Below are 17,935 nucleotides of genomic sequence, written 5' to 3' on the forward strand. Positions count from 1 at the left end.
TTGATCGACGCAACCGCTCGAACAGCCCCTCAGCCCAGAACCCCCTCCCGCTCCGCCCCGGCCCGGATCAACTCCGCCACCAGCTCCGGCTTCTCCTCGTGGGCCAGGTGCCCGAGGCCGCGCAGCAATTCGACTTTGGCCCGGCCGCCGAGGCGGTCGGCGAGGGCGAACGACACGTCGGGGGCGATGGTGCGGTCCTGGCCGCCGACGATCAGCAGGAGCGGGCCCGCGAGGCGGGGCAGGTCGCGGTCGAGGGGGACGAGGTCCCAATGCGCCATCATGCCGAGGGCGCCTGCGACGTGGCCGGGAGTCTGGAACAGGCGCCGGTACAGGTCGAGGCCGGTCCGGTCGAGGGCCGAGCCGGTGCCGTGGATCAGCCGCTCCACCGCCGCCCGGTCGGCCGACCAGGCGAAGACCCGTGGCGTCACCGGGTTGAGGAACAGGGCGCGGGCCATCGCCGGGAAGATGAAGCCGGCCATGCCCGGAAAGGGCTTCAGCGCCGCGTTGAGCCCGACGAGGAGGCGCGGCGCCAGGGCGCCGTCGAGGCAGAGCCGCGCCAGGATCGCGGCGCCCGCGGAATGGCCCGCCGCGACCTCCGGCCGAGCATCGAGGACGCGCAGCAACTCGGCGAGCGCCCGGGCCATGCGCGGCAGCGAGGGCGTTCGCAGCGGATCGGTGAAGCCGTGACCCGGCAAGTCGGGGGCGATCACCCGGAAGTCGCGGGCGAGCAGCGGCATGAGCCCGCGCCAGGAATGGGTCGCCGCACCCGTGCCGTGGACGAGGAGCAGGACCGGGCCCTCGCCCGCCTCCTGCACGTGCCAGGTCAGGCCGCCGGCCGAGACGAAGCGGCTCGCCTCGCGGTTCGGCCAGTCGCGGCCTGCCCGCGCGAAGACGGGCCTGTCGTCGGAGCGCGCCATCGCGGTCAACAAGCAGGGGCCGCTTCGCGCACGGCCTGCGTCAGGCGCGCGGCGTCGGCGAGCGGCATCGCCAGGTAGCGCGCCGCCATCGCGGCGGCGAGCGCCCTCGCAGAATCCTGCGGGCGGGCGGCGGTGTCGATCACGAGCGCCCGCGTGCCCTCGGCGGCGAGCGCCCGGGCCGCCGCGAGGGCATCCGCCGCGGCCTGCGCCCGGCCCGGCGCGCCGGAGCGGTCGACATTGGCCCGGCCGTCGGTGAGGAGCAGCACGACCGGGCTTCGGCCGCTGCGGCGCTCGGCGGCGGCGAGCCGGCCCGCCGCCGCGATCCCGGCCGCGAGCGGGGTGCCGCCGCCACCCGGCAGGGAGGCGAGCGCACGCTTGGCCCGTACCAGCGAGCGGGTCGGGACCAGCAACAGGTCGGCGCCGCGGCCCCGGAAGGCCACCAGGGCGACCCGGTCGCGCCGGACGTAGCATTCGGCGAGCAGTGATTCGACCGCCCCCTTGGCCTCGGCCAGGCGTTCGAGGGCGGCGGAGCCGGAGGCATCGACCGCGAAGATCGTGGTGGTCTCGCGCTTCTGCACCAGGCGGCGGATGCGCAGGTCGTCGGCCGTGATCCGCAGGCGCGCCTCGCCCTCGCCCCGGCGCAGGCGCTGCCAGGGAGCGGCGGCCCGCAGGGTCTCGATCAGGGCGAGGCGCCCGCGGCGCGGATCGCCCGGCCGGGTCCCGACCGGCCGGCCGCGCTGGGCCGAGGCGGCGGCGCCCATGCGGCCGGCGCCCGGGCTGCGGGTGCGCGGTCCGCCTCCCGCGACGAGGCGGGCGAGGAGGCCGGGCGGCAGGCTCGCGGCCGCGGCGGCGAGAAGACGGTCCTCGCCGCCCTCCTGGCCGACGGGCCCGGCCTCGTCGCTCTGCTCCGGCGGCGGCTCGGCGGGGTCGTCCGGCGTTTCTTGCGCCTCCTGCGGCCAGCAGCACGCCCGGGGCGCCAGCACCAGGGCGGCCGCGAGAGCCAGATCGGAATCCTCGACCGCGTCGCGTCCGGCCAGGACCGCATGCAGCCGCGCCACCCGCAAGGCCAGGAGCGGCGCACGCAAGGACGCGATGCCGAGCCGCGATGCGAGAGCGCAGAGCGTGACGGCGGCGTCGGGGGGCTCGTCGGGTTCGGACGGGACCTCGACCCGGTCCGCATCACGGGACACGACACCGACGCCGAGTCCGTCGTCATGTCCCCTCCCACCCGTGACCTCATCCTGAGGTGCCCACGCAGTGGGCCTCGAAGGAGGGCTCCAGATATCGTGGCGATCCCTGGAACCCTCCTTCGAGGCTCCCTCCGGTCGCACCTCAGGATGAGGGCCCGGGTGGGAATGGACCGTTCCGGGGATGGACCACACTGTCGTATTCCAGGGGCCCGCATGGGCAACGGCGAGGCCCGGCGCCGCCATGACGGCACTCACCGGCACACTATCGAGATCGAGATGAAACGCCAGCCGGTCGGCGAGGCAGGCCGGTACCGCCTCGTCCTCGCCCTCCCCTTCGTCGAGGAGCACGAGGCCGACCTGCGCCGGGTGGCGGGCCGCGATCCCGTCCCGGGCGATTTCGACGAGGCCGGTATCGAGCGCTTGCGCGATCCGCGCCGCGGTACCGGGGGCCAGCCGCTCGGCCATCGGGACGACGATCACGCCGCCATGGCTGCGGGCGAGGAGCCCCGTTTGCGCTACCGGCTGCCCCGCCGCCAGGGTCGCCGGCAGGTCGAGCCCGCCGAGCAGCGCGTCGTCGGCGATGCCGGCCGGCAGGCGCGTCACCGGCGTCCCATCGGGGAGAAGGCGGCGCAGGTGGTCGAGCCAGGCCTCGCGCACCGGGCCGGGCCGGGCGCGCAGCACGACGCCCGTGCCCGCCGGATCGCGCGCGAGGAGGGACGCCGCCAGGCAGGCCTGGATCCAGACCGGATCGGGCGCGGCGCTCACCCGAGAACCTCGGCGAGCGCCCGGGCGATTCGGGCCTCGGAACCGGCCTCGTCGAGGGGGTTGCGGCGCAGGCGGTGGCTCAAGCAACTCGGGGCGACCGCGCGCAGGTGGTCGAGGGTCACGGTCTCGGCGCCATCCAGGCTCGCCTGGGCCCGGGCGGTGCGCATCAGGGTCAGCTCGCCGCGCAACCCGTCGGTGCCGAGCGCCAGGCACAGCCGCGCCGCCGCCTCCAGCACCGCATCCGGCACGGTCACGTCGGGCAAGCTCGCCCGCGCCGCCAGGATGGCCTGCCCCAGCCGCGCCTCCTCCGCCGCCCATTCGGCGGCGAAGGCGGCCGGGTCGCGCTCGTAGGCGTCGCGGCGGCGCACGATCGTCACCCGGGTCACGAGGTCGGTCGGCGTCGTCACCGTGACGGCGAGGCCGAACCGGTCGAGGAGCTGCGGCCGCAGCTCGCCCTCCTCCGGGTTGCCGCTGCCGACGAGGACGAAGCGGGCCGGATGGCGCAGGCTCAATCCCTCGCGCTCGACGGTGTTGACGCCGGAGGCCGCCACGTCGAGGAGCAGGTCGACGAGGTGGTCCTCGAGCAGGTTGACCTCGTCGATATACAGAAAGCCCCGGTTGGCGCGGGCGAGCAGCCCCGGCTCGAACGCCTTCTCGCCGGCCCCGAGCGCCCGGCCGATATCCAGCGCCCCGACGACCCGGTCCTCGGTGGCGCCGAGCGGCAGGTCGACCACCGGCACCGGCACGGTCTTCACCGTGAGCCCCTGCCCCCTTCGCGCCGCGCAGGCCGGGCAGAGGGAGGCGGCATCGACGGGATCGCAGGCATAGGCGCAGCCCGCCACGGCCCGCATCGGCGGCAGGAGGGCGGCGAGCGCCCGCACGGCGGTGGACTTGCCGGTGCCGCGATCGCCGAAGACCAGTACGCCGCCCACCGCCGGATCGACCGCCGCGACGAGCAGCGCGCGGCGCATCGCGTCCTGCCCGACGATGGCCGCGAACGGATAGGGCGGACGGGGCATCGCCTCGGGACGTGCGGCGGGATCCACAGCGATCGGCTTCGAGAAGCCCGGCTTGGGGGCCCGCCGGGACAGGGCCGAGTGGGTGGGGGCCACGGTGCGTGTCCTTGCGGGTGGATGAGAGGGGCAGGATCGGACGGAGAGGTGGGATTGTCTAATGAAAATGACGGTTGTTTTTGGTGACAGTGCTGCGCCGATCGTCTTCGAAGGATCACATCATACCGTGTCCGGAAGATCCCTTCCGGACACGGTATGACCAGCCCGCGCGGCGCCTGAGCGAAGCCGGTTTCCGCATCGCGAAGCGATCAGCCGGAAACCGAATCAGTCGAGCGCAGAGAACCCTCCCCCCTCTGCGGGGAGGGTGCCCGGCGGAGCCGGGCGGGAGAGGGGAACCACGCTTCCGGAGAGGTCGCGAGCGTGGTGAAGAGCGCCCTCTGGAACACCGTCGCGCTGCCCCTCTCCCGGCCCCTGCTCACGCAGGGTCCACCCTCCCCCGCAGAGGGGGAGGGTTCAGGCGGCGTGCCTCACGCCGCCCGCGCCAGCCCGATCCGGCCCCAGATCGTCCCGAGGGCCAGCGTCAGGTGATCGATATCCGCATCGCTGTGCAGCGGCGACGGGGTGATCCGCAGCCGCTCGGTGCCGCGGGGCACGGTCGGGTAGTTGATCGGCTGGACGTAGATCCCGAACTCGTCGAGCAGCGTGTCGCTGATCTCCTTGCACTGGACGGGATCGCCCACCATCACCGGCACGATGTGGCTCGGATTGTCGAGGAGCGGGATGCCGATGGCCGAGAGCCGCCGGCGCACCGCGGCGACGCGGTCCTGATGCCGCGCGCGCTCCGCCCCGCTCGCCTTGAGGTGGCGGATGCTCGCCGCCGCCCCCGCCGCTATGGCGGGCGGGAGCGAGGTGGTGAAGATGAAGCCCGAGGCGAAGCTGCGCACGAAATCGCACAGCGCGCTGGAGGCCGCGATGTAGCCGCCCGACACCGCGAAGGCCTTGCCGAGCGTGCCCTCGATCACGGTGAGGCGGTGCATCAGCCCCTCGCGCTCGGCGATGCCGCCGCCGCGGGGTCCGTAGAGGCCGACCGCATGGACCTCGTCGAGATAGGTCATGGCGCCGTGCGCCTCGGCCACGTCGCAGAGCTCGGCGATCGGCGCGATGTCGCCATCCATCGAGTAGACCGATTCGAAGGCGACGAGCTTCGGGAGCTTCGGGTCGACGAGGCGGAGCTTGCGGTCGAGGTCGTCGGGATCGTTGTGGCGGAAGATATGGCGCTCGGCCCGGCTCGAGCGGATACCCTCGATCATCGAGGCGTGGTTGCCCTCGTCCGAGAACACGACGCAGCCCGGCAGCTTCGAGGCGAGCGTCCCGAGACCGGCCCAGTTCGAGACGTAGCCCGAGGTGAAGAGGAGTGCGGCTTCCTTGCCGTGCAGGTCGGCGAGTTCCTGCTCCAGCAGCACGTGGTAATGGTTGGTGCCCGAGATGTTGCGGGTGCCGCCCGCCCCCGCGCCGCAGCGGTCGATCGCCTCGTGCATCGCGCCCGTCACCGCCGGGTGCTGGCCCATGCCGAGATAGTCGTTCGAGCACCACACCGTCACCTCGCGGGTGCCGTGGGCACCGTGCTGGGTGGCGTAGGGGAACCGGCCGGCCTGGCGCTCGAGGTCGGTGAAGACCCGGTAGCGTCCCTCGCGGTGCAGACCCTGGAGAGCGGCGGAGAAGTGCGCTTCGTAGTCCATCGAACGTCCCCTTGTACGGCGTTTTTCCGGTTGTTTTCTTCTGGGTGTCAGGGTGCGGCGTCGGCTCCCGGGCGGCGGGCGGGCAGCCCCCAGCCCCAGAGCGCGGCCGAGGGCAGCGGCAGCATCAGGAAGCCGTGCTCGAGGATGGCGAGCGCCATCAGGGTCGCCATCATGGTGTGGCCGGAGCGCTTGAAGGCCGACGCGCTCTCGGTGACGGCGGGGTGCAGCAGCACCAGGAGGAAGCCGGTGGCGAGGATCATCGCCACCGGAAACAACGCGTTCATCGGCGCGCGGCGAAAGAAGCTGCCGAGATAGCGAAGATGTTCGGGCAGGAACTCGGCGTGGAGGTTGCGCACGCCGAGAAAGAGGTTGAGCCGGGCGCTGAGGTTCATCCCCCACAGCACCAGGTAGGTCCAGAGCGCCATCCGGTTCGGGCCGCCCGCCGTGAGCCAGGCGATGGCGGCAAAGCCGAGGATGATCGCCGCCTCGTGCCAGAGATTGGTCGCGGCGGCGGCGCCGAAGCGGGCGAGGCCCCGGTCGGTGGCCGAACCCGGGGTGCGCCGGGGACCGGCGACATAGCCCATGTAGAAGGCCATCTCCTGCCAGCCCCAGACGATCAGCGCCGCCGTGAAGGCCGCGTAGGCCCCCGCCTCGCTCTCTTGGGTTGTGCTCCAGGCGATCACCCAGAGCGCACCGAAGAGCGCCACGGTCGTCGCGCCGAAGCTCCAGGCATGGGTGCGGCGCGGCCGGTGGTTCAGCCAGAGGATCGCCCCGGTCAGGAACCACCAGATCACGACGGCATAGACGATCGGCGCGGCATAGTCGGACATGCGGGGCGCTACCAGGCGGGGCTGAGGCGGATCTGCGCGGGCATCGGGTTGGCCTTCGCCGGCATCACCATCAGCCGCCCGAAGGCGAGTGCTGCCTTGGCGACGTAGCCGGCATGCTTGATCTTGCCGACGATCCCGCCCCTCGCCTTCGCCTCCTCGATGCCGCGGGCGCAAGCGAGCAGCCGCTCCAGCCCGGCCCGGAAGCCCGGATTTTCGATGTCGAGGGTGAGCGGGAAGACCTGGCGCGAGATTTCCGAAGTGATGGCGAAGACCTGGAAGTCGTATTGCTTGGGATCGACCCCGAGCGCCTTGTGGAAGGCCGGCCGGCACTGGTCGCGCACGTACATCGTGCAAAACACGGCGAGCAGAAAGAACTTGATCCAGTAATAGTTGATGCCGGTGAGCAGCTTCGGGTTGGCGCGCATCAACAGCGCGAAGGCCTCGCCGTGGCGGAACTCGTCGTTGCACCACTTCTCGAACCACTTGAAGATCGGATGAAAGCGCTTGTCCGGATGGCGCTCGAGGTGGCGGAAGATCGCGATGTAGCGCGCGTACCCGATCTTCTCCGACAGATAGGTGGCGTAGAAAATGAATTTCGGCCGGAAATACGTGTACTTCTTGGCCTTGGTCAGGAAGCCGAGATCGATGCCGACCCCGAAATCCTTGAGCGTGTCGTTGATGAAGCCGGCGTGACGGGCCTCGTCGCGGCTCATATAGGCGAACAGCTCGCGGATGTCCTTGTTCTTGGCGCGCTTGCGCATCTCGGCATAGAGCACGCAGCCCGAGAACTCGGCGGTGATCGACGAGACCAGGAAATCGAGGAATTCCTTGCGCAGCTCCGGGTCGAGACCGGAGAGGTCGAGATCGAAGTCGGAATTGCGCACGAAGTGGCGCTTGTTGGGATCGGCGCGCATCTCGGCGAGGAGCACGTCCCACTCGGCCCGCACCGGCTCGACGTTGGTGCGGTCGAGTTCCTCGAAGTTGGTGGTGTAGAAGCGCGGGCTCAGGAAAGTGGTTTCCTGGGCCGACTTGGTGCTCTCGTTCGGGGTCTTCAGGGTCGTCGCGCTCATAGCCGCGTCCTTTCCGAGAAGCTGACTTCGTAGAGTTCGGTGAGTTCGAAATGGCCCGCGATGCGGGTCCACAGGCGCTCCATGGCGCCGGCGCGCACCACCGTAGCGGTGCGGCGCACCACGATCCGGTCGCCATAGGGAACGGAGGTCGGCGCGTCGTGCACCGTCACCTCGTCGCCGGGGGCGATCAGCAGGCCGCCGTCCAGCGTGACATGGGCGTGCAGGCTTTCCGCCGTCTGCTCGATCTCGACCGTGCACGGCACCTCGATGCGGCGCTTGCCGCCGAACCACTGCATCACGATGCGCCCCTCCCCTGTTCGAGCAGCCGCGCGAAGGCGACCGCGTTGTCGAGCCCGAAGGCTTCGAGGTTGATCCGCCGGCCCGACGCGACGTCGTCGAGGGTCAGCGTGCCGTTGTCCCAGCGGGTGAGCCGGAACGGCGGGTTGCGGGGCAGGCCCTCGCGCAGGCGCGCCTGGGCCATGACCCGCAGGGTCGCCCGCAGGAACCCGTCCTCGCCGGGCTGCACCTCGGCGACGAGGCGGCCGCTCTCGGCGTTGCGGAGATCGACGCGGCCGTCCGGCCGGTCCTCGACCGCGAGGTCGAGCACCTGGACGGGATTGGCCGGCGGCATCTGGGTGGTGCCCACATCGCCGAACCGGCCGATCGCCACCGCGGCGAGCGAGAAGGCGACGAGGAGGCCGGCATTGCGCAGGAGCGCGCGGGGGACCGGGATGTCGTGCGCCATGGTTACCCCCTAGTGGCCCGCCGCCGCGAGGCGGCCGGGGAGGACGGGGCTCGCGACCGGGGCCGGCGGCAGGGCCTGGACCGGCTGGCCGTTCGCCTCGGCGAGCGCCATGGCGATGCGCTTAGCCACTCCTTCCGCGTCCGGCACGCAGCGCAGCATCGGCTCGGGCCGGGTCAGGCGCCACGGCCGGGCATGGGGCCAGAGATGCAGGTAGGCGAGCCGCACGCCGGGCTTGAGCAGGAGCGGCAGGTCGCCGCTGCCGTCGTTGAAGCGGCGGAACGAGGCGCCCTCGATCTCCTTCAGGGGGAGATTGATGTCCATCTGGAGCGCGATGCCGATGCGCAGCATCAGCCGCCGGTCGGTCAAGGTGTAGACCGTGGTGCGGCAGGCGCCCCAGGCGAGCGCGAACAGGATCGCCAGTCCCAGGGCACCGGCGAGCAGGATCGGCCAGGCGGCGGAGACACGCCCCGAGGCATAGGCCTGGAAGGCGGCGAGCCCGGCGAAATACAGCGCGACGAGATCGACGTGGAAGGCGCGGCGCGCCAGGCTGAGGAGCGCCGGGCGGCCCTGCCACAGCAGGCGCTCGCCCTTGGGCAGCGGGCCGGGCAGCCCGTGAGGAAGCAGGTCCGTCACAGCAGCGGCTCCTGTCACAGCAGCGGTTCTTGGCGGCGATCGGTGGCGTAGAGCGTGCCGGCGCCGTAATAGGCGATGACCCGCTCCTCCTCCCGCAGGGTGATGCTGTCGGGGTCGCGCGGCTGCGGCACGCCGGCGAACTGGCGGGCGAGCAGGGCCTCGACGACGATCTTCTTGTGCCGGCTGAAGCGGTTCAGGTCGGCGAAGGTCACCGGGATCAGCACGGTGCGGTCGCGGGCGCCGTCCAGCTCCATCTCGTAGTAGCGCGGCAGCGACTCGCCGCGATCGACCCAGATCTCCGTGACGGTGCCGGCGAGCACGCCGTCGGCGCCGTAGACCGGCATGCCGCGCGGATCGGGATCGGACGACGCGACGGTGAACTCCTCGGCGACGCGCATCGGCACGATGCGGGTCTTGCCCTCCCAGGTCAGGTCAGGCCGCTCGGCGCGGAGCGCATAGGCACCCGGGCCGACGCCGTCGGCGAGCCGCGAATCGTCGGTCGAGGTCGGGACGATCGGGGCGCCGGGCCAGGGTTCGAGCTTGACCGCCTTGAGCTCGCCGACCGGGCCCTCGTGCGGACGCGGCGCCAGCACGGCCGAGCCGTCGGCGAGCAGGAAGGTTTTGGGAGACGGCACGAACAGCCAGTCCCAGCCCTTCAGGCCGCCATGGACCTCGGATTCGAGCGGATAGCCCTCCCGGCGATCCTCGCGGCGCAGGTAGAAGACCAGGCCGGCAAAGAAGATCCAGAAGGCGTAGAGCACCACTTGCGCGACGTCGAGATAACCTGTGAGGGCACCCTTGGGCATGATGGCCTCCTTCTAGGATAGGGCCGGACGGGCGGAGAGCGGGGGAAGAGCGGGCCGGCGCACCAGCGGCCCGATCGCCACCAGGGTGGCGAAGAGGAGCCCGATCTCGATGTGGTAGACGACGAGGTAGCCGGTGGACGCCTCGGACAAGGCCTCGCCGAGGCGGCCCGAGACCGCCAGCGCCGAGCCGGCATCGCGCAGGATGCCGCTCGCCGCGATGGCCAAGCCCGCGGCGCAGGCCTGGACGGCGCCCCAGGCGCCGAGCGCGAGCCCGGTCTGCTCGGGGGCCGCGCCGGCCATCGAGGCGGTCAGCGTCCCGTGGGCGAAGAGCCCGCCGCCGAGCCCGATCAGCGCGACGCCGCAGGCGAACAGCCCGCCGGAGCCCAAGGGGGCGGCGAAGACCACCGCCGAGAAGGCCGCGATGCCGACGACGGCGCCGGCCGCCGCGACCCGGAACGGATCGCCGCCGCGGTTGAGCCAGCGCGCCGCGGTCAGCAGCCCGATCCCGCCGCCGATTGCGAGCACGGCGGTGAGAGCGGTGGTCGCGGCCACCGGCAGGTGCAGGATCTGGCCGCCATAGGGTTCGAGCAGGATGTCCTGCATGCTGAACCCCGCCGTGCCGAGGCCGGTGGCGATGAGCCGCCGCCGGGCCTGCGGCTGGGCCGCGTAGGCCTCCCAGGCCTCGCCGAAGCGGCGGGCGGGCGCGGATTTGCGCGAGGTGTCGCGCGGCTCCTGCTTCCACAGGGCGATGCCGTTGAGGACGAGGGTGGCGAGCGCCGCGCCCTGGATCACCTGGATCAGTCTTATCGCCGAGAAATTGTGGAGTGCCAGCCCGAACACCACGGCGCTCGCCATCATGCCGGCGAGCAGCATGGCGCAAAGCAGCGCCACCACCTTCGGGCGGGCGTGCGCCGGCGCGAGGTCGGCGGCGAGCGCGAGCCCCACCGTCTGGGTGGTGTGCAAGCCCGCACCGACGAGCACGAAGGCGAGGGCCGCCGCGGCCTGGCCGATGACGATCGGACCAGTCGTGTCCCCCGACAGGATCAGGAGGGCGAAGGGCATGATGGCGAAGCCGCCGAATTGCAGCAGCGTGCCGAACCACAGGTAGGGCACGCGCTTCCAGCCCAGCACCGAGCGGTGGCTGTCGGAGCGAAAGCCCACGAGCGCCCGGAACGGGGCGGCCAGCAGCGGCAGCGACAGCATGACGGCGACGATCCAGGCCGGCACGTCGAGCTCGACGATCATCACCCGGTTGAGGGTGCCGATCAGCAGCACCGCCGCCATCCCGACCGTGACCTGGAACAGCGACAGGCGCAGCAGCCGGCCGAGCGGCAGTTCCTTCGTCGCGGCATCCGCGAAGGGCAGGTAGCGGGGCCCGAGATCGGCGAGCACCCGGGCGATGCGGCTCGCCGTGCTCATCGGCGTGCCAGTTCGAGGGCGTTGGAGAGGTAGAAGCCGGAATTGATCCGCCGGCTGCGGGCGACGGCGAAGGCCTGAAGGCCCGGATCGGCGGCGACGCGGCGGCGTAAGGTCCCCTCGCCGACCGGCTCGATCGCCGGCGCCCGGTCGCCGCGGGGGAAGAGGCGACCGGCCGCGTGCATCACGGTCAGCAGCGGGGTGCGCGGGGCGACCGTGAACACCACCGACGCATCGGTGCGGCGCGCGAGCGCCGAGAGGGCGCGGACGATGTCGGGGGTGCGGTAATGGATCAGCGAATCCATCGCCACGACGTGGTCGAAGCGTCCCAGCCCCTCGCCCAGCATGTCGCCGACCTGGAAATCGAGGCGGCCCTCGAGCCGGAGGCTCGCGGTGCGCTCGCGGGCGAGGCCGACCAGCGTCGGCGACACGTCGATCGCCACGACATCGGCGCCGCGGCGCGCCGCCTCGAGCGCGAGCGCGCCGGTGCCGCAGCCGGCATCGAGCAGGCGCCGGCCGGAGAGGTCGGCGGGGAGCCAGGACAGGAGTTCGGCCCGCATCGCGTCGCGGCCGGCCCGCACGGTGGCGCGGATGCGGCTCACCGGCGCGTCCGAGGTGAGCCGCGCCCAGGCCTCGACGGCGGTGCGGTCGAAATAGGTTTCGAGCTGGGCCCGGCGGGTGGCGTAGGTGGAGCTGGTCATCAATCGAATCCCAGGAACTCGAACAGGTCGCGATCCTTCATCGGCACCGCCGGAAGCGGGTCGACGCCGGCCCAGAGTTGCTCGGCCAGTTGCAGGTACTCGGCCTGCACGGCGAGCAGTTCCGGCGAGGGATCCATCTCGAACAAGGTCGCCTTCTTCAGGCGCGAGCGGCGCACCACGTCGAGATCCTGGAAATGCGCCAGGCGCTTGAGGCCGACCGCGTCGTTGAACCGGTCGATCTCGTCGGTCTTGGCCGAGCGGTTGGCGATGACGCCGCCGAGGCGCACGCCGTAATTCTTGGATTTCGCGTGGATCGCCGCGACGATGCGGTTCATCGCGAAGATCGAATCGAAGTCGTTCGCCGTGACGATCAGCGCCCGGTCGGCATGCTGGAGCGGCGAGGCGAAGCCGCCGCAGACCACGTCGCCCAGAACGTCGAAGATCACCACGTCGGTGTCTTCCAGAAGGTGATGCTCCTTGAGGAGCTTCACCGTCTGGCCGACGACGTAGCCGCCGCAGCCGGTGCCGGCCGGCGGGCCGCCGGCCTCGACGCAGCGCACGCCGTTATAGCCCTCGACCACGAAATCCTCGACGCGCAGCTCCTCCGAGTGGAACTGCACCGCCTCCAGGGCGTCGATGACGGTCGGCGCCAGGCGCTTCGTCAGCGTGAAGGTCGAATCGTGCTTTGGGTCGCAGCCGATCTGGAGCACGCGCTTGCCGAGCTTCGAGAAGGCGACGGAGAGGTTCGACGAGGTCGTGCTCTTGCCGATGCCGCCCTTGCCGTAGACGGCGAAGACCTTGGCGGTCTCGATGCGGATATCCGGGTCGAGGGCGACCTGGAGGCTTCCCTCCTCCCGGCGCGCCGGGACGGGGTTTCGGATCGCGATGTTCATGCGGCAGCCTCCGCGGTGATGCCTTCGAGCCGGTCCTCGAGGGCCTCCTCGGCCCGGTCGAGGGCGGCCCGGGTCTCGGGGTCGGGGGTCCAGAAGCCGCGCCGATGCGCCTCGATCAGGCGATGGGCGACCTTGGCCGAGGCGGCGGGGTTGAGCGCCGCCATGCGCTCGCGCATCGCCTCGTCGAGGACATAAGTTTCGGTGATGCGCTGGTAGATCCAGGGCGCGACCTGATCGGTGGTGGCCGACCAGCCCACGGTATTGGTGAGATGCTGGTCGATCTGGCGCACGCCCTCGTAGCCGTGGCCCAGCATCCCCTCGACCCATTTCGGGTTGAGCATGCGGGTGCGGGTCTCGAGCGCCACCTGCTCGGAGAGCGAGCGCACCCGGCCCTCGCCGCGGGTCTGGTCGCTGATATAGACGGGGACCGAGGTCCCCCGGGCCTTCGCCACGGCGCGGGCCATGCCGCCGAGCCCGTCGAAGTAATGGTCGACGCTGGTCACCCCGACCTCGACCGAATCGAGGTTCTGGTAGGCGAGATCGACGCCCGCCAGCACCGCCTGCATCAGGGCGCGGCGCGGTTCCGGCTTGCCCGTACGGCCGTAGGCGAAGCTCTTGCGCCGCGAGAAGGTCTCGCACAGCTCGGTCTCGTCCTCCCAGCGCCCGGACTCGACGAGGTGGTTGAGGTTGGCGCCGTAGGCCCCTTCCGCGTTGCTGAAGACCCGGAGCGCCGCCGTCTCGAGGTCGATGCCCTGCGCCGCCTGATGGGCGAGCGCGTGCTTGCGCACGAAGTTCATCGCCTCCGGTTCGTCGGCGCTGGCGGCGAGCCAGGCCGCTTCGGCGAGCAGCTTCGTCTGGAGCGGCAAGAGATCGCGGAAGATGCCCGACAGGGTCGCCACCACGTCGATGCGCGGGCGGCCAAGGTCTTCGAGCGGGATCAGCACCGCGCCGCAGAGCCGACCATAGCCGTCGAAGCGGGGGGCTGCGCCCATCAGCGCCAGGGCCTGGGCGACCGGCGCGCCCTCGCTCTTCAGGTTGTCGCTGCCCCACAGCACCAGCGCGATGCTCTCGGGGTACGCGCCGCCGTCAGAGGCGTGGCGGGCGAGCAGCTTCTCGACCTGGGCGCGCCCGTCGGCGAGCGCGAAGGCGCTCGGGATCCGGTAGGGGTCGAAGCCGTGCAGGTTGCGCCCGGTCGGCAGGATCGCGGGCGAGCGCAGCACGTCGCCGCCGGCGACCGGGGCGATGAAGCGGCCGTCCAGCGCCCGCAGCAAAGCGGGGATCTCGTGATCCTCGGCGAGCAGCCGGTCGGTCTCGGCCAGCGCCCGGAAGGCGGCGAGGGCCGCATCGTCGGTACCGGGACCGGCCACCTCTTCGGGCGAGGCGCCGGCCACCAGCCGCATGATCCCGGCACGGTCCGGCGCGAGGCCGTGGACGGATTCGGCGAGCGCGAGCAGCAGGTCGATGCGCTCCTCCGGCGGCGTGCCCTGCCCGACCACGTGCAGCCCGTGCGGGATCAGGGTGTGTTCGAGCTCGATCAGCCGGATCGCGAGGTCGGCGATGCGGTGTTCCGCGTCCTCGCCCCAGCCGTCGCCCTCGGCGAGGTCGAGGCCGCAGGCCTGGCCGTGGATCAGCACCGCGAGCTTTGCCCGCTCGGCGGCATCCTCCGGCGGCAGGGCGCGGCGGCGCTCGAGCGAGGCCTTGAGGTCGATGAGCCCGCGATAGAGCCCGGCCTGGGCGAGGCTCGGCGTCAGGTAGCTCACCAGCGTCGCGGCTACCCGGCGCTTGGCGAGCGTGCCTTCCGAGGGATTGTTGGCGGCGTAGAGGTAGACGTTCGGCAACGCGCCGATCAGCCGCTCGGGCCAGCAGGCGGAAGACAGCCCGGTCTGCTTGCCGGGCATGAATTCGAGCGCCCCGTGAGTGCCGAAATGCAGGACCGCGTCGGCACAGAAGTCCTCGCGCAGGTAGCGGTAGAAGGCCGAGAAGGCGTGGGTCGGGGCAAAGCCCTGCTCGAACAGCAGGCGCATCGGGTCGCCCTCGTAGCCGAAGGCCGGCTGCACCCCGACGAACACGTTTCCGAGTTGCGCACCGAGCACCAGGATCGACGACCCGTCGCTCTGGTGCCGGCCCGGCGCCGGACCCCATTGCGCCTCGATCTCGGCGAGATGGGCCTCGCGCCGCACATGGTCGTCGGCCGAGATGCGATGGGCGACGTTGGCGGGCGCGCCGTAGCGGGCGGCATTCCCCTCCAGCACCCGGGCGCGCAGGGCGTCGACGGTCTCCGGCACCTCGACGGAATAGCCGTCGGCCTTCAGGCCCTGGAGCACCCGGTGGAGCGACTCCCACACCGACAGGAAGGCGGCGGTGCCGGTGGCGCCGGCGTTGGGCGGGAAGTTGAACAGGACGACGGCGACCTTGCGCTCCGAGCGCGCGCGGGACCGCAGGGACACGAGGCGCGCGACCCGGTCGGCGAGGCGCGCGGTCCGCTCGGGATGCTCCGCCATGTCGCGGGAATCGCCCATGCCGGCCGCGCGGCCGCCGAACACCATCGGGGCGGTGGCGCCGTCGAGTTCGGGGATCGCCACCATCATGGTCGCCTCGACCGGCGACAGGCCGCGGGCGGAGGCCTCCCACTGCTCCAGGGTCTGGAACTCGACGGCCTGCGCGGCGAGATAGGGCACGTCGAGCCGCGCCAGCATCGCGCTCGCCGCCGCCGCATCGTTGTAGGCCGGCCCGCCGACGAGGGAGAAGCCGGTGAGCGAGACCAGGGCGTCGATGGCCGGCCGGCCGTCGCGCAGGAAGAAGGTTTCGACCGCCGGGCGGTTGTCGAGCCCGCTGGCGAAGGCCGGCACCACGGTGAGCCCGCGCGCCTCCAACGCCGCGATCACCCCGTCGTAATGCGCCGTGTTGCCGGCGAGCACGTAGGAGCGCATCAGCAGGAGCCCCACCCGTCCCGCCTTGCCGGAAGCCGGCAGCCGGTCGAGGCGCTCGGTCACCCGCTCGGTCAGGCGCGGGTGGTAGAGGCCGGTCTCCGGGTAGGTCAGGGGCTCGGCCGCCGAGAGGTGGCGGCGCCAGGCGGCGCGCTCGCCCGCGGCGTAGCGGCCAGCGAGGAAGCGCACGAGGTTGACGACGTTCTCGTCCGAACCGGCGAGCCAGTATTGCAGGGTCAGGAAATAGGCCCGCACGTCCTGGGCCGAGCCCGGGATGAAGCGCAGGATGCGGGGGATCTGGCGGATCAGCGCCATCTGGCGCGCGCCGTTCCCTTGCGTTCCTCCCGGCCCCGACTTGCCGCGCAGCCGCTTGAGGAAGTCGAGTGCGCCGCGCTGCGAACCGTCCATGGCGAAGCGGTTCATCCGCGTGGTGCGGACCACTTCCGCCGCCGAGAGGCAGCCCACCATCGCGTCGCAATGCGGGCGGCGGGCGAGCAAAGCGGGGAGCACCGCCCGGACGTGCTCGTCCATGAACAGCATCGCCGAGAGCACGATGTCGGCCCGCGCGATGTCGGCCCGGCAGGCTTCGACGGCCGAGGGGTCGGTCTCCCACTCGGCGGCGGCGTGGAAGCCGAGGACGAGGCCCGGCGCGGTCTCGGCCAGCACCCGGCGCGCCCGCTCCACCGCCCCGGCGAGGTGGTTGTCGAGGGTGACGATGACGACGCGCAGCTCCGGCAGCGCGCCCGGTCCGTCACCGGCTGAAATGCGCTTTGGCATCGTACAGGGTCTCGACGGTGATGAGCGGGAGCGCCCGCTCGCGGGCGAAGCGTTCGGTGTTGTGCCGGGCCTTGCCCCGGACGAAGAACGGGACCTTCTTCAGTTCGCGCTCGGCCTCGATCGACCAGACCACCGGCGTCGCGGCGGTGGAGGCGGCCGCAACGACGACCGTCTCGGCCTCCTCGCGCGGCCGGCCGCCGAGATGCGAGGGGGCGACGCGATCGTGGAATTCCGGGTCGTCCCGGAACATCGCCAGCAGGTGCTCCTCCAACCCCATCATCAGCGGGTGGACGAAGGTGTCGAAGAGCACATTCGCACCCTCGAAGCCCATCTGCGGCGCGTGGCGGGCCGGCACGTCCTGGACGTGCATCGGCGCCGAGATCACCGCGCAGGGAATGCCGAGCTTCTTGGCGACGTGGCGCTCCATCTGGGTGCCGAGCACCAGCTCCGGCTGCGCGGCGGCGATCGCCGCCTCGACCGCCAGGTAATCGTCGGTGATCAATGCCTCGATGCCGTGGCTTGCGGCTTCCGCCCGCACCTCGCGGGCGAATTCGCGCGAATAGGTGCCGAGCCCGACGAGGTTGAAGCCGATCTCGTGCGTCGCCACCCGGGCCGCCGCGACCGCATGGGTGGCATCGCCGAACACGAAGACCCGCTTGCCGGTCAGATAGGTCGAGTCGACCGAGCGCGCGTACCAGGGCAGGCGCGAGCCTTGCGCCCCGAGGACCGGCGCGGGATCGATGCCGGCGAGCGCCGCCACCGCCTCGATGAAGGCGGTGGTGCCCTTCACGCCGATCGGCGCGATCTCGACGAAGGGCTGGCCGTGGGTCTTTTCCAGCCATTGCGCCGCGCTGCGGGCCACTTCCGGATAGAGCACGACGTTGAAGGCCGCCTGGCCCAGCCGCCCGAGATCGGCCGGCGTCGCGCCGAGCGGCGCCACCACGTTGACGGCGATGCCGAGGTCCCCGAGGAGGCCGCGCACCTCGCGCAGGTCGTCGCGGTGGCGGAATCCGAGCGAGGTCGGTCCGAGGATGTTGCAGCTGGCTCTCAGCCGCTCCGGGGCTGGCGCGGCGGGGGCGAGCGTGCGGACCAGGCGATAGAAGGTCTCCGACGCGCCCCAGTTCTCCTTCTTCTGGTAGGCGGGCAGTTCGAGCGGGATCACCGGGATCGGCAGGCCGAGCGCCTTCGACAGCCCGCCCGGATCGTCCTGCAACAACTCGGCGGTGCAGGAGGCGCCGACGATCATCGCCTGGGGCCGGAAGCGGCCATAGGCGGCGGCGACCGCCTGCTTGAAGATCTCGGCGGTGTCGGCGCCGAGGTCGCGGGCCTGGAAGGTGGTGTAGGTCACCGGCGGGCGGGCGCCGTGCCGCTCGATCATGGTGAAGAGCAGATCGGCGTAGGTGTCGCCCTGCGGCGCGTGCAGCACGTAATGCAGGCCGCGCATCGCGGTGGCGACCCGCATCGCGCCGATATGGGGAGGGCCCTCGTAGGTCCAGAGCGTGAGCTGCATGGC

Annotated in this window: 15 protein-coding genes; all 15 read right to left on the reverse strand. The window is 71.8% G+C overall.

Going from position 1 to position 17,935, the window contains the following annotated elements; translation table 11 throughout:
* Nucleotides 1–29: 29 nt before the first annotated feature.
* The 15 genes from bchO to bchB all read right to left on the reverse strand — a co-directional run bounded on the left by bchO (nucleotide 30) and on the right by bchB (nucleotide 17,932).
* Entirely contained in the window at nucleotides 30–917 is an 888-nt protein-coding gene (gene bchO / locus AC3AOF_RS16980) for an alpha/beta fold hydrolase BchO (protein WP_488345967.1), read from the reverse strand.
* 5 nt (nucleotides 918–922) lie between these two features.
* Nucleotides 923–2,872: a VWA domain-containing protein gene (locus AC3AOF_RS16985; RefSeq protein WP_488345968.1), complete on the reverse strand. Its 1,950-nt coding sequence runs from the start codon at nucleotides 2,870–2,872 to the stop codon at nucleotides 923–925.
* Complete coding sequence (gene bchI, locus AC3AOF_RS16990) at nucleotides 2,869–3,891, reverse strand: magnesium chelatase ATPase subunit I (RefSeq protein WP_488349007.1); 1,023 nt, start codon at nucleotides 3,889–3,891, stop codon at nucleotides 2,869–2,871. Before bchI ends, AC3AOF_RS16985 begins: the two co-directional genes overlap by 4 nt.
* A 521-nt stretch (nucleotides 3,892–4,412) precedes the next feature.
* Entirely contained in the window at nucleotides 4,413–5,624 is a 1,212-nt protein-coding gene (hemA, locus tag AC3AOF_RS16995) for a 5-aminolevulinate synthase (protein WP_236989733.1), read from the reverse strand.
* Nucleotides 5,625–5,671: 47 nt separating this feature from the next.
* Nucleotides 5,672–6,454, reverse strand: a complete 783-nt coding sequence (gene puhE / locus AC3AOF_RS17000) for a putative photosynthetic complex assembly protein PuhE (RefSeq protein WP_236989732.1) — start codon at nucleotides 6,452–6,454, stop codon at nucleotides 5,672–5,674.
* 8 nt (nucleotides 6,455–6,462) lie between these two features.
* Complete coding sequence (gene acsF / locus AC3AOF_RS17005) at nucleotides 6,463–7,524, reverse strand: magnesium-protoporphyrin IX monomethyl ester (oxidative) cyclase (protein ID WP_236989731.1); 1,062 nt, start codon at nucleotides 7,522–7,524, stop codon at nucleotides 6,463–6,465.
* A complete protein-coding gene (locus AC3AOF_RS17010; RefSeq protein WP_058619061.1) occupies nucleotides 7,521–7,820 on the reverse strand; it encodes a hypothetical protein in 300 nt (99 codons plus the stop codon). The genes acsF and AC3AOF_RS17010 overlap by 4 nt, the downstream gene beginning before the upstream one ends.
* The gene (gene puhC, locus AC3AOF_RS17015) at nucleotides 7,820–8,269 is read right to left on the reverse strand and encodes a photosynthetic complex assembly protein PuhC (RefSeq protein WP_236989730.1); all 450 of its coding nucleotides are present in this window, start codon (nucleotides 8,267–8,269) and stop codon (nucleotides 7,820–7,822) included. The genes AC3AOF_RS17010 and puhC overlap by 1 nt, the downstream gene beginning before the upstream one ends.
* Nucleotides 8,270–8,278: 9 nt before the next feature.
* Nucleotides 8,279–8,902, reverse strand: a complete 624-nt coding sequence (gene puhB / locus AC3AOF_RS17020; protein WP_236989729.1) for a photosynthetic complex putative assembly protein PuhB — start codon at nucleotides 8,900–8,902, stop codon at nucleotides 8,279–8,281.
* 14 nt (nucleotides 8,903–8,916) lie between these two features.
* A complete protein-coding gene (gene puhA / locus AC3AOF_RS17025) occupies nucleotides 8,917–9,708 on the reverse strand; it encodes a photosynthetic reaction center subunit H (protein ID WP_236989728.1) in 792 nt (263 codons plus the stop codon).
* A 12-nt stretch (nucleotides 9,709–9,720) separates the two neighbouring features.
* Nucleotides 9,721–11,127, reverse strand: a complete 1,407-nt coding sequence (locus AC3AOF_RS17030; RefSeq protein WP_488345969.1) for an MFS transporter — start codon at nucleotides 11,125–11,127, stop codon at nucleotides 9,721–9,723.
* Nucleotides 11,124–11,825 (reverse strand): magnesium protoporphyrin IX methyltransferase, encoded by a 702-nt coding sequence (gene bchM, locus AC3AOF_RS17035; RefSeq protein WP_488345970.1) that lies wholly within the window; start codon nucleotides 11,823–11,825, stop codon nucleotides 11,124–11,126. The genes AC3AOF_RS17030 and bchM overlap by 4 nt, the downstream gene beginning before the upstream one ends.
* A complete protein-coding gene (gene bchL / locus AC3AOF_RS17040) occupies nucleotides 11,825–12,718 on the reverse strand; it encodes a ferredoxin:protochlorophyllide reductase (ATP-dependent) iron-sulfur ATP-binding protein (RefSeq protein WP_048451562.1) in 894 nt (297 codons plus the stop codon). The genes bchM and bchL overlap by 1 nt, the downstream gene beginning before the upstream one ends.
* Nucleotides 12,715–16,422, reverse strand: a complete 3,708-nt coding sequence (locus AC3AOF_RS17045) for a magnesium chelatase subunit H (protein ID WP_488345971.1) — start codon at nucleotides 16,420–16,422, stop codon at nucleotides 12,715–12,717. Before AC3AOF_RS17045 ends, bchL begins: the two co-directional genes overlap by 4 nt.
* The gene (bchB, locus tag AC3AOF_RS17050; RefSeq protein WP_488345972.1) at nucleotides 16,397–17,932 is read right to left on the reverse strand and encodes a ferredoxin:protochlorophyllide reductase (ATP-dependent) subunit B; all 1,536 of its coding nucleotides are present in this window, start codon (nucleotides 17,930–17,932) and stop codon (nucleotides 16,397–16,399) included. Before bchB ends, AC3AOF_RS17045 begins: the two co-directional genes overlap by 26 nt.
* Nucleotides 17,933–17,935 lie beyond the last annotated feature (3 nt).

The sequence above is a fragment of the Methylobacterium sp. 142-1Y genome, assembly GCF_057747795.1.